The sequence below is a fragment of the Bacillus sp. HY001 genome, assembly GCF_007558965.1.
Classification (GTDB): domain Bacteria; phylum Bacillota; class Bacilli; order Bacillales; family Bacillaceae_G; genus Bacillus_A; species Bacillus_A mobilis.
The window spans coordinates 125031-140322 of sequence record NZ_VLTE01000015.1 but is presented as its reverse complement, the minus strand read 5'-3'; the positions used below and the strand labels follow the sequence as shown (position 1 = coordinate 140322).

Annotated in this window: 16 protein-coding genes; 7 read left to right on the top strand and 9 right to left on the bottom strand. The window is 35.9% G+C overall.

What is annotated here, in order from left to right:
* The coding region (locus FOT98_RS10300) for an excalibur calcium-binding domain-containing protein (protein WP_144291056.1) at positions 1-327 on the top strand (327 nt) is incomplete at its 5' end.
* A 124-nt stretch (positions 328-451) separates the two neighbouring features.
* On the opposite strand, the gene FOT98_RS10295 is transcribed toward FOT98_RS10300, so the two are convergent.
* Complete coding sequence (locus FOT98_RS10295) at positions 452-1021, bottom strand: hypothetical protein (RefSeq protein ID WP_063261672.1); 570 nt, start codon at positions 1019-1021, stop codon at positions 452-454.
* A gap of 274 nt (positions 1022-1295) precedes the next feature.
* On the opposite strand from FOT98_RS10295, the gene ric reads away from it, so the two are divergent.
* The 6 genes from ric to FOT98_RS10265 all read left to right on the top strand — a co-directional run bounded on the left by ric (position 1296) and on the right by FOT98_RS10265 (position 7606).
* Positions 1296-2003 carry an iron-sulfur cluster repair di-iron protein gene (gene ric / locus FOT98_RS10290; protein WP_063261673.1) on the top strand — a complete coding sequence of 236 codons (708 nt, stop codon included), beginning with the start codon at positions 1296-1298 and terminating at the stop codon, positions 2001-2003.
* A 211-nt stretch (positions 2004-2214) separates the two neighbouring features.
* Positions 2215-4620 carry an NADPH-nitrite reductase large subunit gene (nirB, locus tag FOT98_RS10285; protein ID WP_063261674.1) on the top strand — a complete coding sequence of 802 codons (2406 nt, stop codon included), beginning with the start codon at positions 2215-2217 and terminating at the stop codon, positions 4618-4620.
* Between the two features lie 15 nt (positions 4621-4635).
* Positions 4636-4953 carry a nitrite reductase small subunit NirD gene (nirD, locus tag FOT98_RS10280; RefSeq protein ID WP_063261675.1) on the top strand — a complete coding sequence of 106 codons (318 nt, stop codon included), beginning with the start codon at positions 4636-4638 and terminating at the stop codon, positions 4951-4953.
* Positions 4954-5011: 58 nt separating this feature from the next.
* Entirely contained in the window at positions 5012-6436 is a 1425-nt protein-coding gene (locus FOT98_RS10275; RefSeq protein WP_063261676.1) for a uroporphyrin-III C-methyltransferase, read from the top strand.
* On the top strand, positions 6433-7143 hold the full coding sequence (locus FOT98_RS10270; protein ID WP_063261677.1) for a sirohydrochlorin chelatase: 711 nt from the start codon (positions 6433-6435) through the stop codon (positions 7141-7143). Before FOT98_RS10275 ends, FOT98_RS10270 begins: the two co-directional genes overlap by 4 nt.
* Positions 7136-7606, top strand: a complete 471-nt coding sequence (locus FOT98_RS10265) for a precorrin-2 dehydrogenase (protein WP_063261678.1) — start codon at positions 7136-7138, stop codon at positions 7604-7606. Before FOT98_RS10270 ends, FOT98_RS10265 begins: the two co-directional genes overlap by 8 nt.
* Positions 7607-7829: 223 nt before the next feature.
* On the opposite strand, the gene FOT98_RS10260 is transcribed toward FOT98_RS10265, so the two are convergent.
* The 8 genes from FOT98_RS10260 to moaA all read right to left on the bottom strand — a co-directional run bounded on the left by FOT98_RS10260 (position 7830) and on the right by moaA (position 15072).
* Entirely contained in the window at positions 7830-8747 is a 918-nt protein-coding gene (locus tag FOT98_RS10260) for an AEC family transporter (RefSeq protein ID WP_063261679.1), read from the bottom strand.
* A gap of 501 nt (positions 8748-9248) precedes the next feature.
* Entirely contained in the window at positions 9249-9446 is a 198-nt protein-coding gene (locus FOT98_RS10255) for a PspC domain-containing protein (RefSeq protein WP_063261680.1), read from the bottom strand.
* Positions 9447-9700: 254 nt separating this feature from the next.
* Positions 9701-10870: a nitrate transporter NarK gene (gene narK, locus FOT98_RS10250; RefSeq protein ID WP_063261681.1), complete on the bottom strand. Its 1170-nt coding sequence runs from the start codon at positions 10868-10870 to the stop codon at positions 9701-9703.
* A gap of 80 nt (positions 10871-10950) precedes the next feature.
* Positions 10951-11184: a molybdopterin converting factor subunit 1 gene (gene moaD / locus FOT98_RS10245; RefSeq protein WP_063261682.1), complete on the bottom strand. Its 234-nt coding sequence runs from the start codon at positions 11182-11184 to the stop codon at positions 10951-10953.
* Positions 11181-11651 carry a molybdenum cofactor biosynthesis protein MoaE gene (locus FOT98_RS10240; protein ID WP_063261683.1) on the bottom strand — a complete coding sequence of 157 codons (471 nt, stop codon included), beginning with the start codon at positions 11649-11651 and terminating at the stop codon, positions 11181-11183. Before FOT98_RS10240 ends, moaD begins: the two co-directional genes overlap by 4 nt.
* A 44-nt stretch (positions 11652-11695) precedes the next feature.
* Positions 11696-12985: a molybdopterin molybdotransferase MoeA gene (locus FOT98_RS10235; protein WP_063261684.1), complete on the bottom strand. Its 1290-nt coding sequence runs from the start codon at positions 12983-12985 to the stop codon at positions 11696-11698.
* A 42-nt stretch (positions 12986-13027) separates the two neighbouring features.
* Positions 13028-14041: a molybdopterin-synthase adenylyltransferase MoeB gene (locus tag FOT98_RS10230; RefSeq protein WP_063261685.1), complete on the bottom strand. Its 1014-nt coding sequence runs from the start codon at positions 14039-14041 to the stop codon at positions 13028-13030.
* A gap of 17 nt (positions 14042-14058) precedes the next feature.
* On the bottom strand, positions 14059-15072 hold the full coding sequence (gene moaA / locus FOT98_RS10225; RefSeq protein ID WP_063261686.1) for a GTP 3',8-cyclase MoaA: 1014 nt from the start codon (positions 15070-15072) through the stop codon (positions 14059-14061).
* Positions 15073-15292 lie beyond the last annotated feature (220 nt).

The following is a 15292-nucleotide window of genomic DNA, read 5'->3' as shown; positions in this document are numbered from 1 at the left end:
CGTAAACAACAAGAGGAGCAAAAACGTCTAGCTGATGAACAAGCTCGTAAACAACAAGAAGAGCAAAAACGTCTAGCTGATGAACAAGCTCGTAAACAACAACAAGAAGAGCAAAAACGCCAGGCTGATGAACAGGCTCGTAAACAACAAGAGGAACAGAAAAAAGCACAGCAAGCTCAAACACAACCAGCTGCAAGTAACAATAGTAATGTAACTTACGCAAACTGTGCCGCAGTTAGAAGTGCCGGGAAAGCACCTTTATATAGAGATCAACCAGGATATAGTCGGAAACTAGATAGAGATGGCGATGGAGTTGCATGTGAATAATAATAGTAAAAAAGAAGCTTCTAGTAAGCTTCTTTTTTACTATTACGTATAGTTAGTACTCTTCCATTCTTGTAAGCCATATATCAATTCAAATTGGCATCTTATTTTTTAAATGCTTGTAATATTAATCATTAACTGGAGCGATACTCCAATTAATGATTTCAACATTTTTCACCTTCACTTTCCCTTTGACAAGAACATGTGGAATTAAGTGAAACATCCCGAATCTTCTACCCTTTTCATATTCCTCTCTGTAATATTCTTTTGTGCAGATATTTAATTGCTTTAATTCTCTATATTCATTAAAGTTGATGAATTCTATTTCACTTTCTTTTAATTCTCTATTTGGTCCACCCCAATTATGCTTTGAGTACTTGTATATTGCCATACACTGACCATTCAGTGCGCTAATAGGCATTTTATAAAATAGTTTATTTGTATGAATGTTTACTCCTATTTCCAACAATACTTTATAAATCTCATAAGGGTGCAGTGGTAAAAAATGCACAACATCATTCCATAAACATTCTAGTTTTGGTATTTTACGTGTTAATAAGTTCTCCCTTTGAGGATGATCTTTATATTTTTGTATATACTCACCGTATAAATTTGGATATACACTTTTCAATTCATTTAATGGGATTAAATATTCTCCTTTTAGTTCTTCTGGTACCATATGATAAATATATTCCATAAAAACCTCCTATAAAAGATATACTTCCTACTCAAAAGCGATCTTAGATTGACAGAAAATAAATTTGTAAACCATCTATATCATAATAATACTCTTTGAATAATTTCCCAACTCAAAAAACCTTCGCTATCGGTTCTGTAAAGTCCTCTGTTGAATAACAAGCCTATTATTCTCAAAACTGACACACTAAAAGTGATTTCAATCACTACATTGTTTTTCAATTATCACTATTCTTAATTTAGATATTACATTAAAACTTTATGGAGGCATTCATATGGAACATACATTTACTGAAACTTCAATTGTTGGTGAGATTGTTACACAATTTCCGAAAGCTAGTGATCTTTTTAAATCATATAGAATAGATTTTTGTTGTGGTGGTAATAAGCCGCTTATTGATGCAATTCATGAAAGAAATTTATCGGCGGATGAAGTAATTACAGAGTTAAATACGCTTTATCATAATACGAAACAATTAAATGAATCTGAAATTGATTGGAAAAGTGCTTCTTATCGTGAATTGATTGATTATGTAATTCATAAGCATCATCGTTATTTAAATGAAGAGTTACCGCAGTTAAGTCCATATGTGACGAAAGTATTACGCGTTCATGGAGCGAATCAGCCTCACTTAGCTCAAATTCATAAGCTATTTCATGAACTTAAAATGGAATTAGAACAACATTTAATTAAAGAAGAAATGGAAGATTTTCCATTAATTTTAGAATTTGAACAAAATCCAACTGATAAAAACTATGCAAAGTTACGTCAAGTAGTAGATGAACTAGAAAATGAGCACAATCATGCTGGAAATATTATAAAAGAACTTCGTAAAGTGACAAATGACTTTACTCCTCCAGAAGGAGCTTGCGGCACTTATCGACTTGTTTATCAACGTCTTGAAGCGCTAGAGTCTGATTTATTTGAGCATATTCACTTAGAAAATAATATTTTATTTCCGCGTGCCATTACAAGAGCATAAATAAAAGCAGGACATGAGCATTTCTACTCATGTCCTGCTTTTTCGTTACATGAATAACATTCACATTTCTCCCCTTCACATAAAACCGAATTTTAATAATTTGTGAATCATTATAGAAATGTGATAAATATCACATCTCCCCCTTTTTTGATTTTCTATAATAGGAATATAATCCTTTGTTCAATATTTCACATAAAAGGGGGAAATAAAAATGAAAAAACGTTTAGTTATGATCGGAAATGGTATGGCGGGCATACGCTGTATGGAAGAAATATTAAAACATGATAGTGATTCATATGAGATTACTATTTTTGGAGATGAACCACATCCAAACTACAACCGCATTATGCTCTCTCATGTTTTACAAGGCAAAACAAATATGCAAGATATCATTATGAATGAATACAGTTGGTATGAAGAGAACGAAATAACTTTGTATACGAATGAAAGAGTTCAAAGTATTAACAGAAAAGAAAAAATTATTATTACAGAAAAGAATCGTATTGTTACATATGACAAACTCATTATAGCAACAGGTTCTAGTGCTTTTATTTTACCTGTTGAAGGTTCCACTCTTCCTGGTGTAACAGGATTTCGAACTATTGAAGATACACAATTTATGATGGATACCGCTAAAGAAAAGAAAAAGGCCGTTGTCATTGGTGGCGGGTTACTTGGTTTAGAGGCCGCAAGAGGTCTAATTGACTTAGGAATGGACGTACATGTTGTTCATTTAATGCCTAGCTTAATGGAGCAACAACTAGATACGAAAGCAGCTTCTCTTCTGCGTGAAGATTTAGAAGCGCAAGGCATGAAGTTTCTAATGGAAAAGAAAACTGTAAAAATTCTTGGTACAGACCATGTTGAGGGCATTCAATTTGAAGATGGTGAAGTTGTAGATTGTGATTTAATCGTAATGGCTGTCGGAATACGACCAAATACGCAAATAGCAAAAGATGCTGGTCTAATTGTCAATCGCGGCATTGTAGTCAATGACTATATGCTAACAAACGATGAATCCATTTATGCAGTTGGCGAATGTGCGGAACATGATGGTATCGCATATGGACTTGTTGCCCCTCTTTATGAACAAGGTGCAATATTAGCTAAGCATATAACAAATTTACTAACGAATGGATATACGGGCAGTATCGTCGGTACGCAATTAAAAGTTGCTGGTTGTGATTTATTCTCTGCTGGCCAAATTTATGAAGATGATCAGACGAAAGCAATATCAATCTTTGATGAATGTAAACGCTCCTATAAAAAAGTTTTAATTCGTGATAATAAAGTCGTCGGTATCGTTTTATATGGTGACACAGCTGATGGTACACGCCTCTTTAGCATGTTAAAGAAAGTAGAAGATATTCAAGACTATACAGCCGCTTCCCTTCTTCACAAAGCTGGTGAAGAAAGTGAACTTGACGTTGTTACAATGAGTGCGGATGATACGATTTGTGGATGTAACGGTGTTACGAAAGGTACAATCGTTCATGCCATTTTAGAACAAGAGCTAACTACTTTTGAAGAAGTAAAAGGATGCACGAAAGCCGCTGGTTCCTGTGGTAAATGTCGTCCGCTTGTGGAACAAGTTTTATCTCATACACTCGGAGATGCTTTTGATGCTTCAGCGCAGTCTGCTGGTATGTGCGGATGTACAACTTTATCACGTGATGAAGTCGTAGCAGCCATTCACGAGAAAGGTTTAAAATCTCCAAAAGAAGTACGCAATGTTCTTGATTTTGCACATGAAGACGGCTGTTCAAAATGTCGCCCTGCTTTAAATTACTACTTACGGATGGCGATTCCAGAAGAATATGAAGATGATAAATCATCCCGTTACGTTAATGAAAGAATGAATGGTAATATCCAGCACGATGGTACATTCTCTGTTATTCCACGTATGTACGGTGGCGTTACAACACCCGATGATTTAATGAAAATTGCGGAAGTTGCGAAGAAGTACGATGTTCCTCTTGTGAAAATTACAGGTGCGAGCCGAATTGGCTTATATGGTGTTAAGAAACAAGATTTACCTAACGTATGGGCTGACTTACATATGAATTCGGGATATGCGTATTCAAAATCTCTTCGTAATGTAAAATCGTGCGTCGGTTCTCGCTTCTGCCGTTTCGGTACGAAAGATTCATTAGGACTTGGTATGCTACTTGAACAATCATTAGAAATGGTAGATACACCACATAAAATGAAGATGGGTGTAACGGGCTGTCCTCGTAACTGTGCGGAAGTACTAACGAAAGATTTTGGCGTTGTTTGTGTCGAAAATGGATACCAACTTTATATTGGCGGAAATGGTGGTACGGAAGTACGCGAAGCTGATTTTGTAATGATCGTCTCTACTGAAGATGATGTCCTTCGCATCGCTACAGCTTATATGCAATATTATCGTGAAACTGGTATTTACGGAGAGCGTACTGCCTACTGGACAGAACGACTAGGCTTCGATCACATTAAAGAAATACTACAAGATGCAAGTATGGTTACTACGCTAAATGAACGCTTCCAAACAGCTCGTAGCACATATACAGAAGCATGGGGACAAGCACTAGAAACGAAGTCATTAAAAGCGATGTATGAAGTAGAAACTGTGAAATAAGGAGCTGTGATCTATATGATACAAACGAAAGAAAAAATAAAAGTTATGCGCGAGGAAGACCTTCCTATTCAAATCGGTAAAGAAGTAATAATGAAAGGTATGTCTATCGCCCTATTCCGCCTTTCAAATGGAGATATTCGAGCTGTAGAAAATCGTTGTCCTCATAAAAACGGACCGTTAGCAGAAGGAATTGTATCTGGAGAATTCGTCTTTTGTCCACTGCATGATTGGAAAATCTCATTAATATCAGGTGAAGTTCAAAAACCTGATGACGGCTGTATCCAAACTTACGAAGTAGAAGTTATTGAAGGTGACATTTATTTATACATGTAATTTTCGAAAGGAAGCCTCCTCTGGCTTCCTTTTAAATAAAAATTGATGAGGTGCGATTATGAACGGATATGTATATTTAGTTGGTGCAGGACCAGGTGATGAAGGGCTTATTACAAAGAAAGCGATAGATTGTTTAAAGCGTGCAGACATTGTCTTATATGACCGTTTATTAAACCCTTCCTTTCTTCGTTATACAAAAGAAACATGTGAACTTATTTATTGCGGAAAAATGCCAAAGAATCATATTATGCGACAAGAAATGATTAACGCCCACCTCCTTCAATTTGCGAAAGAAGGAAAAATCGTTGTCCGATTAAAAGGCGGAGATCCATCTATTTTTGGCCGTGTTGGTGAAGAAGCAGAAACGTTAGCAGCAGCGAACATTCCATATGAAATTGTACCAGGTATTACATCTAGCATCGCCGCTAGTAGCTATGCAGGTATCCCCCTCACTCATCGTAACTACAGTAATAGCGTCACTTTACTAACTGGGCATGCGAAAGGTCCTTTAAGCGATCATGGAAAATTTAATTCATCCCATAATAGCGACACAATCGCCTACTACATGGGTATTAAAAACTTACCTACAATTTGTGAAAACTTACTACAAGTAGGAAAGAAAAAAGATACGCCAGTAGCCGTCATTGAATGGGGTACAACTGGAAAGCAGCGCGTTGTCACAGGAACTCTTTCAACCATTGTTCCTATCGTCAAAAACGAAAATATTTCTAATCCATCCATGACAATTGTTGGTGATGTCGTTTCCTTACGAGATCACATCGCTTGGAAAGAACGTAAACCATTACATGGTAAAAAAGTTTTATTTGCATCCGCCACGAATAAAACAAGTGTAATGAAGCAAAAGTTACAAGAAGCCGGTGCAGAAATATATCAAACCCCCACTTTTATAAAGGAAGAATACACATTAACATTTGAACAAATCAATGAAATTTTTAACGTTAATCGACTTGTTTTTTGTTCAGCTGAAAGTGTAGAAATATTGATGCGATCATGTAGTAAACATCAGAAAGATATTCGTTCCTTACAGGCGAGACTGCAGTATATGAACGTTGCAACTCAAGAAAAACTCATGCAATATGGGCTACTAAGTACACAAGCAGAGTTCTCTTCCGATACAACTGTTTATTTAGGCAGAAATATTAATCGAATTGCTTTTATTCAAGAGAAAATTGGTCCCGGTTCTTATATGATGACTCATGAGTATACAATTGATCATCGCTTCGATGAAGTCCATTCTCGTATGCTTTCTGAATTCTCATGGGATAGTATTGTGTTTGAAGGGCGTGCCTCAATTGATACATTTTTATCAGAAATAAAACGACTTGGCTTTAGTGATATTCTCACTCTTCCCTTCTCGTATACCGACATTCCAACTTTACACTATGCAAATAAAGTCGGATTTCATCATATAGATGGGCAATTACAAGACATGATTATGATGAAAGATTTGGTGCTACGATGAAAGGAATTATATATGTTGGACACGGTAGTCGCCTGCAAGCAGGTAATGAACAATTCATTCACTTTATTCAATCTGTTATGAAAGAACGTAACGAAAGAATTCAAAAAATAGCTTTTTTAGAACTAACAACACCTACCATTTCGGATGCAGTTACAGAAACAATTCTAGAGGGCGCAACTGAAATAATGATTGTACCTGTTTTATTATTTGCAGCAGCTCACTATAAACGTGATATTCCTTTTGAATTAGAGCAGCTACAAAAGAAATATCCACAAATAACATTTTCAGTTGCATCACCCTTTAGTACACACCCACATATGGTGGAACTTGTAGTAAAAAGAATACGTGAAGCTACGCCAATGCAAGGTAGTAGTATTTTACTCGTAGGACGAGGTAGTAGTGATCCACAGCCGATATATGAGTTACAACAAATCGGAGCAGCTGTCGAACGAAAACTCGGTATGCCAGTATCTTGCTCCTTTTTAACGAAAGGAACGCCCTCTTTTACTACTGAACTCAAGGCTATATCATCGACTGCGTCCCATGTATATGTCATGCCGTACCTTCTCTTTACCGGATTGTTGCTTCAAAAAATTAAATTGCATACAAAAAAATATGATCACGTTACGACTTGTAACTGCCTACAATTTGATCCATATATGAAATTAACATTGTTAGAACGAATGGAGGAATGTGTGTATGTATGACATGTACCCTCTTATACTTAATTTAAATAAAAAAGTGGTCGTTATTATTGGTGGCGGTAAAATTGCATATCGAAAAGCGTCTGGATTAAAAAATACAGGCGCTTTTGTCACCGTTATCAGCCCAGAAATTTGCGAGGAAATGAAGGAACTTTCTTATATTACCTGGAGGCAAAAAACTTTTAGTAATGATGATATTAAAAATGCTCACCTTATTTACGCAGCTACAAATCAACATGATGTAAATATGATGGTCAAACAGGCCGCTCATGATTTTCAATGGGTTAACGTTGTAAGTGATGGTACAGAATCATCGTTTCACACACCAGGTGTCATCCGAAATGATAAATATGTTATAACGATTTCAACTTCAGGTAAGGATCCATCGTTTACGAAGCTTTTGAAGCAGGAATTTATATCTATACTTCCTAATCCTATAAAAAAGCTTTCTCGTACTCACAAATAATAATCTATTTCTTAGCTAAAATGGTAATTACCTTTGGACAAACGTTTTTTAGAAGCGTTTGTTCTTTTTATTTTGGTTTCTTTTTTGAATTAAGTCGCTTGATTATCAGACATAGTACAATTGTAAACGACACCTAATATATCAAAGACAGTTTTCCTCTTACATCGATGGGATTTCCATCCATCATTTACCACCTCAAATCCATTCGTTTTTAAACATATATTCAAAACAACATATATGACAAATAAATAACGACAGTTACTGTAATAATGCTGAAAAGTGTTGAAAATAAAACGATTTGCGCATGTAGTTCAGGCTCTATTTGATACTCCATAGCAATGGTTGATGTATTTCTTGAAGTAGGAAAAGAACTTGCAATAAATAATGATTGCGCAACAATTCCATTAATGTTTAATAAGTAGATCATGGCAAGTGCTAATAATGGTCCCATCAATAATCTTCCAATTAGAGCCCATGTTATGACTCGATGGAAAAAATTAAGCTTAATATTGGATAATTGCGCTCCTAGCAATATGAGTGCTATGGCAACAAAACTATTCGCAAGCTGATTAAGAGGTAGAAAGATAGAATTAGGTATTTGAATTGTAAAAGATTGAAAGAGAACCCCTAATATGAGTGCATGAAATACAGGCAGTCTTAGAAATGATTGAATAATACTTCCGATTGTTTTTGTCGCTGATAGTAAGTTATATATCCCATACGAATAAGTTAAAAGATTCTGGAAAATCACAATAAAAATTTGAATGGAAACCCCCACTGGATTGTGACTGAAAATCAATTGACTGACTGGTAATCCATAATTACCGGAATTCATTAACGAAATACTATTTTTTAGAGCTGCACTTTCTCCTTTTTCTAACTTTAATGTTTTTGAAATGAAATGACTTACTAGCATTAGACTCAGACTATACAGCATTAAATAATACATGATCTGGAGCAACAAACCTGTTTCTATACTAATATCATATATATTCAAAAATACAGCCGCTGGCATCAAGCAATAATTAATAAGTGTAGATAGCTGCTTTAAGTTAAATTGGAACTTCCTTTGTAAGATTGCACCAATTAGCATCAATATTAATATTGGTAATATTACGTCTAATATAATGAAAATAAACATTTAATACCTCATTCTACATATATTTTAGTTGGATTAAACGCTCTCTTTTCTTTAACATATCAAATATGACTCACAAAGAAAATTATGGATTATTTATAAAAATTCATAATTTTATCTTATCGACCTAAACTGTATTCTTTATTTTAAGTGTACTTTTTCACAATATCCATTAGCCTTACCCAAAAATCTGGGCCTAAAAAATATGCGTTTTTTCCTTATTATAGGTACCTCTATATGTTTTTTTAATTTCGGAACATTTCAAGCTATTGATATATTTTTTATACATATTAATAGCTAGCTTTTAGAAAGGCGCGACTATTTATCGATTCGTTAGCGACCAATAGTCATCGTTTCATTCTAAAGTTATTATTTTCGTTCTCGATATATTCCGACAAAGGCAACGTCCCTGTCTAGTACGCTAAACGTGTAAGAGGCGAAGTACCTTTAGTTACTCATTCCTTTAAAGTTCCTCATTGTGGAATTCGATTTAATTTTATACATTTATCGCTTAATTTCTTTATCTGTAGGCAAAACAATCGCAGCTATTATATAAAGTAACACCGTAAATCCACTAGTAAAAAAGGCTGATAATGCAGTTACTATACGAAGGATACTAACATCAATTCCATACTTATCGCTTAAACCACCTAATACACCGGATACTTGTTTATCTTTAGTGGACTTATATAATTTTTTCATCTAAACACCCCGATCCAATTAAATATTTGTATGCTAGAAATTAGTTTGATCTTTGTTTTTGAGCTAACTTGCCCTTTAATCGAATAACATCTGATATCTATATTTTAACATAAAATCCCATAAGGCTTCTGGTTTTCATTTTAATACCACATTATTTTAGAAAACAAGCATTTGTTAAGATAGCAATATAACATATTGAAGCCTATTACTAAAAGAACCATCCTAGATTACTTTAGGATGGTCCTTTTTCTTTATTAATGATTTTTTAACAGCACTAACAGCTTTTCTTGACTATACATCCATACTGTAATGATTAAACAAGCAAGTGCGACTTCTGATAATGCCATAAATCCAATTGCATAATGACCTGTTAGTTGGAATAGTAAAGTTAAAATTAATGGCGGGAAGAACCCTCCTAGTCCACCTAAAGCTGAAACGAGTCCATTTACAATACCAGCTTGCTCTGAGAAGTACATGGGAACGAGTTTGAAGATTGTACCATTACCAATCCCTGCACAGAATGCGACTAGTAAGCAACCAAATGTATACACGTTCATACTAGGCATAAATGATAAAATAATACCCGATAGTGTTAAGCCGATAAACACGAAGATTAATATTTTAAATGGGTTAAACTTATCACCGAGCCAGCCACCAATTGGGCGCATCATTGTTGCTAATACGATAAACCCTGCTGTCCGCATACCCGCATCTACTTTCTCTAATCCGAAGTGAGACACTAAAAAGTTTGGTAAATATACTGTAAATGCTACAAATGATCCGAATGTTAAAAAGTAAAAGATACATAGAAACCAAAGTTTTTCATTTTTATATACACCTTTTATTTGTTCCATTAATGGCGTATTCACCTTTTTCTCCTTACGATCACCTAATAAAAAGTTCATAAGTGCAAATGCTGCAAGTAAAACTAAATAACACTGTACTGTCGTTCTCCAGCCAACTGAAGTTGCAATGACAGGTGCTAAGAACGAAGTAATTGCTGTTCCGGCGTTACCGACACCGTAAATACCATTTACAAAACCATGACTCTCTTTCGGGAAGTATTTCGGTAAAGAAGTTACCCCTACGGAGAATACGGCCCCACCGATTCCGACGAATAAACCACCAATAATTAAATCCATCATTGAATTGGCAACACTAATATAAAAGACAGGAAATAATAATAGAATAAAACTAATAAAGAATAATTTTCTTGCTCCGAAACGATTTGTCCAATAACCAATTGGAATGCGAAGAACAGACCCTAAAATAACCGGTACTGCCGTTACCATAGAGATTTGTCCCGCAGTTAATGGAATATCCGCTTTAATATAAGGCATTAATGATGATAAAATGACCCATACCATAAAACCGATAACTAGATTAGAAGTTTGTAAACTTAATTGAAAATTAGGACTCTTCATCTTGTTCCCTCCTATGTATGCATAGTTATATTCATTCCCTCCAGCCTAATCACGTCCTAACATGATTAGGCTGAAAAGAATCAACCACCACTTACTGGCGGAATCATCGCTACGACATCGCCAGTTTGAATGATGTCATCCTCTTGTGCATACACTTCATTTATTGCGACCATTATCTCACTTGAAATCGCTACGTTGTATTTCTTAATGAGCACTTCCTTTAGTTCGGCAACCGTAATATTTTCATAATCTATGTGTAATGCTGGCTTACTTACTTCTTCTTGTAAATGTGCAAATAATAGTACTTCAATCATATGCTCATCTCCTTTCCAGGCTCACCATTTGCAAATGCTACCTTCTCTAACTGATCACCTATCCATGACTCACCATCTTCCCAAAACTCTTTCTTCCAAATCGGAACAATTTGTTTTATACGCTCCATAATATATTCGTTCGCCTCATATGCAGCTTTCCGGTGTGGTGTAGAAACAACGACGACAACAGCAAGATCAGAAATTTGTAATGTACCAATACGATGTGTAATGGCGACAGATGTCCCAGGCCACTTCTCTTTTACTTCGGTGCCAATTTTCTCAAGTTGTTTTTCTGCCATTGTTTTATATGCTACATACTCTAAATATAGCGTACGACGGCCTTTCGTAAATTCCCTCACAGTACCAATGAAAGTAGTAACTGCGCCACACTCACGACGAACTACTTTATTTGTAACTTCTTCAATTGAAATAGGTGTATCAATTACTTCATAATACGTATGTGTCATCTTGCACCTCTGATCTTTGTATAAGTTAGCAATCTATTTTTCTATTACTTATATGATCGAAACTGTTCTTCCCACGGCCACTCACTTCCGGCACTTGATTCTAGTAACAGTACCGAAACAGTTATTCCTGCTTCAAATCCTCTCGTTCCGCCTGGCAAGACGATACATGCATTCGCCTCTGCAAGTGAAGAAATAGCACTAGATTTATCTAAACCAACTGGTGTAGCTTGCAATTTTCCATCTACAATTACCACTCTTCCTCTTACAAAACGAGTAAATGGGTTTGCTTTCGAAAAGTCTTTCTGTAAAATTGCGTCTGTACGAAATACGTGCGGATCTTGTCTATGCAAGTATGTTCGAATGACTGGGCGAACAAATAATTCACAACCGACATAACAAGCAGAAGAATTACCAGATAGACCAAATAGTAGTTTTCCTTCTACCTCAGCTACAGTTGTCACACTTCCTGGTCGCATCGCTATTTTGTTAAAAAGTACATTAGCTTGTAATCTCTCATAAATAGCAGGTAAATAGTCATAGTCTCCTACCGAAACGCCACCAGTTGTAATTAATATATCGACTTCTTTCATCGCTTTTTTTACAGTGTTATAACACGTCTCTAAATCATCAGCGAATTGTCCATAATACCGTACAACCCCGCCCGCTCGTTCAATTTGAGCAGCAATCATATAGGAGTTACTATTTCGAATCTTCCCTGGCTTTAATTGTTCATGTACTTCAAGCAGTTCACTCCCTGTCGTTACAATTCCAATAACTGGCTGTTTTACAACATGGACTGCACTATAACCAAACGTAGCAAGAAGTGCTGCTACTCCAGGATTAATAACAGTCCCTTTTCTCACCATAATGCTATTTTGTTTTACATCCTCTCCTTTAAAAGAAATGTTATCCCCAGAAGAAAAAGAGCGTTTTAATTTCATATAAGTCTTTTCATTTTCTTCTAACCCTTCCGTTAGCTCTAACATAACAACGGCATTACACCACGATGGAATTGCGGCTCCTGTCATAATACGAACAGCTTGAAATGCTTTCACTTCTTCTGTAAAAACAAAACCTGCTCCGATTTCACCAATTACTTCAAACTGAATGGGATTACTACTACTCGCTTCTTTTGTATCTTCCGCTCGAATCGCAAATCCGTCGTACGGAGAGCGATCAAAATGCGGGACATCATGGTCTGCAATAACATCTTCTCCAAGCGTTCTACCGTAGCTTTCTATAAGAGAAACCTTTTCTATTTCACCCTGGTAGGCATATTCCATTACACGCGCAACTGCTTCTGCCACTGGAATTGGTATACGTTTTTCTAACATTCTTTTTCACCTCATTTTAATAAACAGAAACTCTCTTACTCTTTATCCCATATATTTTGCGTATAATCGTTTTGCTATTTTCACATCATTTGTCCCATGAATAAATGCCCTACCGTCTGTAAATAAAACGAAACGATATTCATCAATTAGAAATGATAGTAAGTACGGCGTTTTTTTGACATTTACACTTTTTTGTAATCGTTTTTGAATTTCGGTTAAGTTAAGATCTCTCTTTATTCCTGAACGGATTTGAACTGTATTCCGTCCGCATAACACTTCCGTTTTCATCTGCGCTTCAAATGCTAGACTTGGATACGTTCGTGATTTCCCACAAGATGGACATGTACTTTTTTTCTGTCTATTTACTTTTAATGAGAGATGTTGATTGTTCCAAATATCAAATGATAACATCGTTCCTCTTAGCGACTCATAATCATCCACCAATATTTTCATCGCCTCTGTTACTTGATGAGCAACAACCATCTGTACCGCTGGCTGAATAATTCCGGCTGTATCACATGTTGCACCGCCCATAGGATGATCCATTAGACAGCGAAAACATGGTGTTTTCCCAGGAAGAATTGTATACGTTACACCGTAACTCCCAATGCATCCACCGTATATCCAAGGTATATTTTCTTTTTGTGACATGTCATTTATAAGTAAGCGTGTGTCGAAATTGTCAGTCGCATCTATTATGAGATCCACTTCTTGTGTTAATTCTTCTATTTCTTGCATTGTGACATCCGTTACAACTGGTACAATCTCCACTTCAGAATTAATCTTTCTTAAATGCTCTGCCGCTGCAATTGCTTTCGGTTTGCACTGGTGTGCATCTTCTTCTGTATATAACTGTTGCCGCTGTAAATTACTCCATTCGACGTAGTCACGATCGGCAATTGTCAATTTCCCAATTCCCATCCTAACGAGTGCTTCGGCATTCGCAGCTCCTAGTGCACCCGCACCGATTAAGAGCACATGCTTTTCTCTTATTTTTCTTTGTCCCATTTCACCAATTCCAGAAAACAATACTTGCCTTGAATATCGATCTTTCATAGAGAATCCTCCTTTCACTATCCGCCAATGTAAGACATTTCAACTTTTGGGCGTGTACTTGTACTTTCCACCGTTCTTTCATCTGAATATCGATCTGTTCTATATCGCCACGTATGTTGTAAAATTTTTAATAGTGATGCATCAGAAATATTTTCTCGAAGAAGCGCTCGTAAATCCGTTCCTTTCGTTCCAAATAGGCACGTAAAAAACTTGCCGTCTGCCGAAATACGAGCTCTCGTACAAGAAGAACAAAATGACTCTGATACTGAAGTAATAAATCCAACTTCTGCATCGCTCCCTACATACCGATACAATTTCGCAACTTCTCCAAAGTAACGAGGTGGAACAGGCTCAATCGGATATACTCGATTAATCTTCTCTATTAATTGTTCCTTCGTAATAACTTGTTCAAAATTCCATCCGTTCGTACTGCCTACATCCATAAACTCGATAAAACGGAGCTGGATTTCTTGTTCTTTAAAATAACGGGCCATATGAAGGATTTGACTATCATTCATTCCTTTTTTTACGACCATATTTACCTTTACTTCTAATCCAGCAGCCTTTGCTGCTTCAATTCCTTTCAGTACAGGTTTTGTACTTACATTTCTTCCGTTAATTTTTTTGAAGGCGTGGTCCTCTATCGCATCTAAACTAATATTTACACGTTTTAATCCTGCCTCTTTTAGCGCCTTAGCGTGTTTTGCTAAATGAATACCGTTTGTTGTGAGCCCAATGTCTTTTAAACCTTCTAACTTTGTAAGTCTTGCGATTAACTGCGGTAAGTCTTTACGCAATAAAGGTTCGCCGCCAGTAAGCCTAATTTTATTGACTCCCATACTTATAAACAGTCTTGCTAATCTTTCTATTTCATCGAACGTTAATAAAAACTCTTCTTGTAAAAAAGCGTAATCAGGCCCGAACACTTCAGCAGGCATACAATATGTGCACCTAAAATTACAACGATCAATAACTGAAATACGTAAATCTTGAAGTGGCCGTTCTAAAGAATCTTTCATTTTCTCGTGCATCTATATCCCTTCTTTTCTGCTGCAATCCTTAGTAAGCTTTCAATTTTTTATTTGCCTTTATTATAAAAAATAAGCTACATATTCAATGTGACTTTTCTCACATCACTTTCCCCATTCAAAAATTCTTCACAAATCTGTTCGAATTTTGTTCACATCTTCAGCCCCTACTCCTTACGGTCATTGAAATTTCACTTTTTTTCAAAAATATCTCTTGCATTTT

Bases quoted from the DNA above. Each gene is read 5' to 3' on its own strand.
- FOT98_RS10295 (WP_063261672.1), bottom strand. From the start codon at position 1,021: ATGGAATATATTTATCATATGGTACCAGAAGAACTAAAAGGAGAATAT.
- ric (WP_063261673.1), top strand. From the start codon at position 1,296: ATGGAACATACATTTACTGAAACTTCAATTGTTGGTGAGATTGTTACA.
- nirB (WP_063261674.1), top strand. From the start codon at position 2,215: ATGAAAAAACGTTTAGTTATGATCGGAAATGGTATGGCGGGCATACGC.
- nirD (WP_063261675.1), top strand. From the start codon at position 4,636: ATGATACAAACGAAAGAAAAAATAAAAGTTATGCGCGAGGAAGACCTT.
- FOT98_RS10275 (WP_063261676.1), top strand. From the start codon at position 5,012: ATGAACGGATATGTATATTTAGTTGGTGCAGGACCAGGTGATGAAGGG.
- FOT98_RS10270 (WP_063261677.1), top strand. From the start codon at position 6,433: ATGAAAGGAATTATATATGTTGGACACGGTAGTCGCCTGCAAGCAGGT.
- FOT98_RS10265 (WP_063261678.1), top strand. From the start codon at position 7,136: ATGTATGACATGTACCCTCTTATACTTAATTTAAATAAAAAAGTGGTC.
- FOT98_RS10260 (WP_063261679.1), bottom strand. From the start codon at position 8,747: ATGTTTATTTTCATTATATTAGACGTAATATTACCAATATTAATATTG.
- FOT98_RS10255 (WP_063261680.1), bottom strand. From the start codon at position 9,446: ATGAAAAAATTATATAAGTCCACTAAAGATAAACAAGTATCCGGTGTA.
- narK (WP_063261681.1), bottom strand. From the start codon at position 10,870: ATGAAGAGTCCTAATTTTCAATTAAGTTTACAAACTTCTAATCTAGTT.
- moaD (WP_063261682.1), bottom strand. From the start codon at position 11,184: ATGATTGAAGTACTATTATTTGCACATTTACAAGAAGAAGTAAGTAAG.
- FOT98_RS10240 (WP_063261683.1), bottom strand. From the start codon at position 11,651: ATGACACATACGTATTATGAAGTAATTGATACACCTATTTCAATTGAA.
- FOT98_RS10235 (WP_063261684.1), bottom strand. From the start codon at position 12,985: ATGTTAGAAAAACGTATACCAATTCCAGTGGCAGAAGCAGTTGCGCGT.
- FOT98_RS10230 (WP_063261685.1), bottom strand. From the start codon at position 14,041: ATGAAAGATCGATATTCAAGGCAAGTATTGTTTTCTGGAATTGGTGAA.
- moaA (WP_063261686.1), bottom strand. From the start codon at position 15,072: ATGCACGAGAAAATGAAAGATTCTTTAGAACGGCCACTTCAAGATTTA.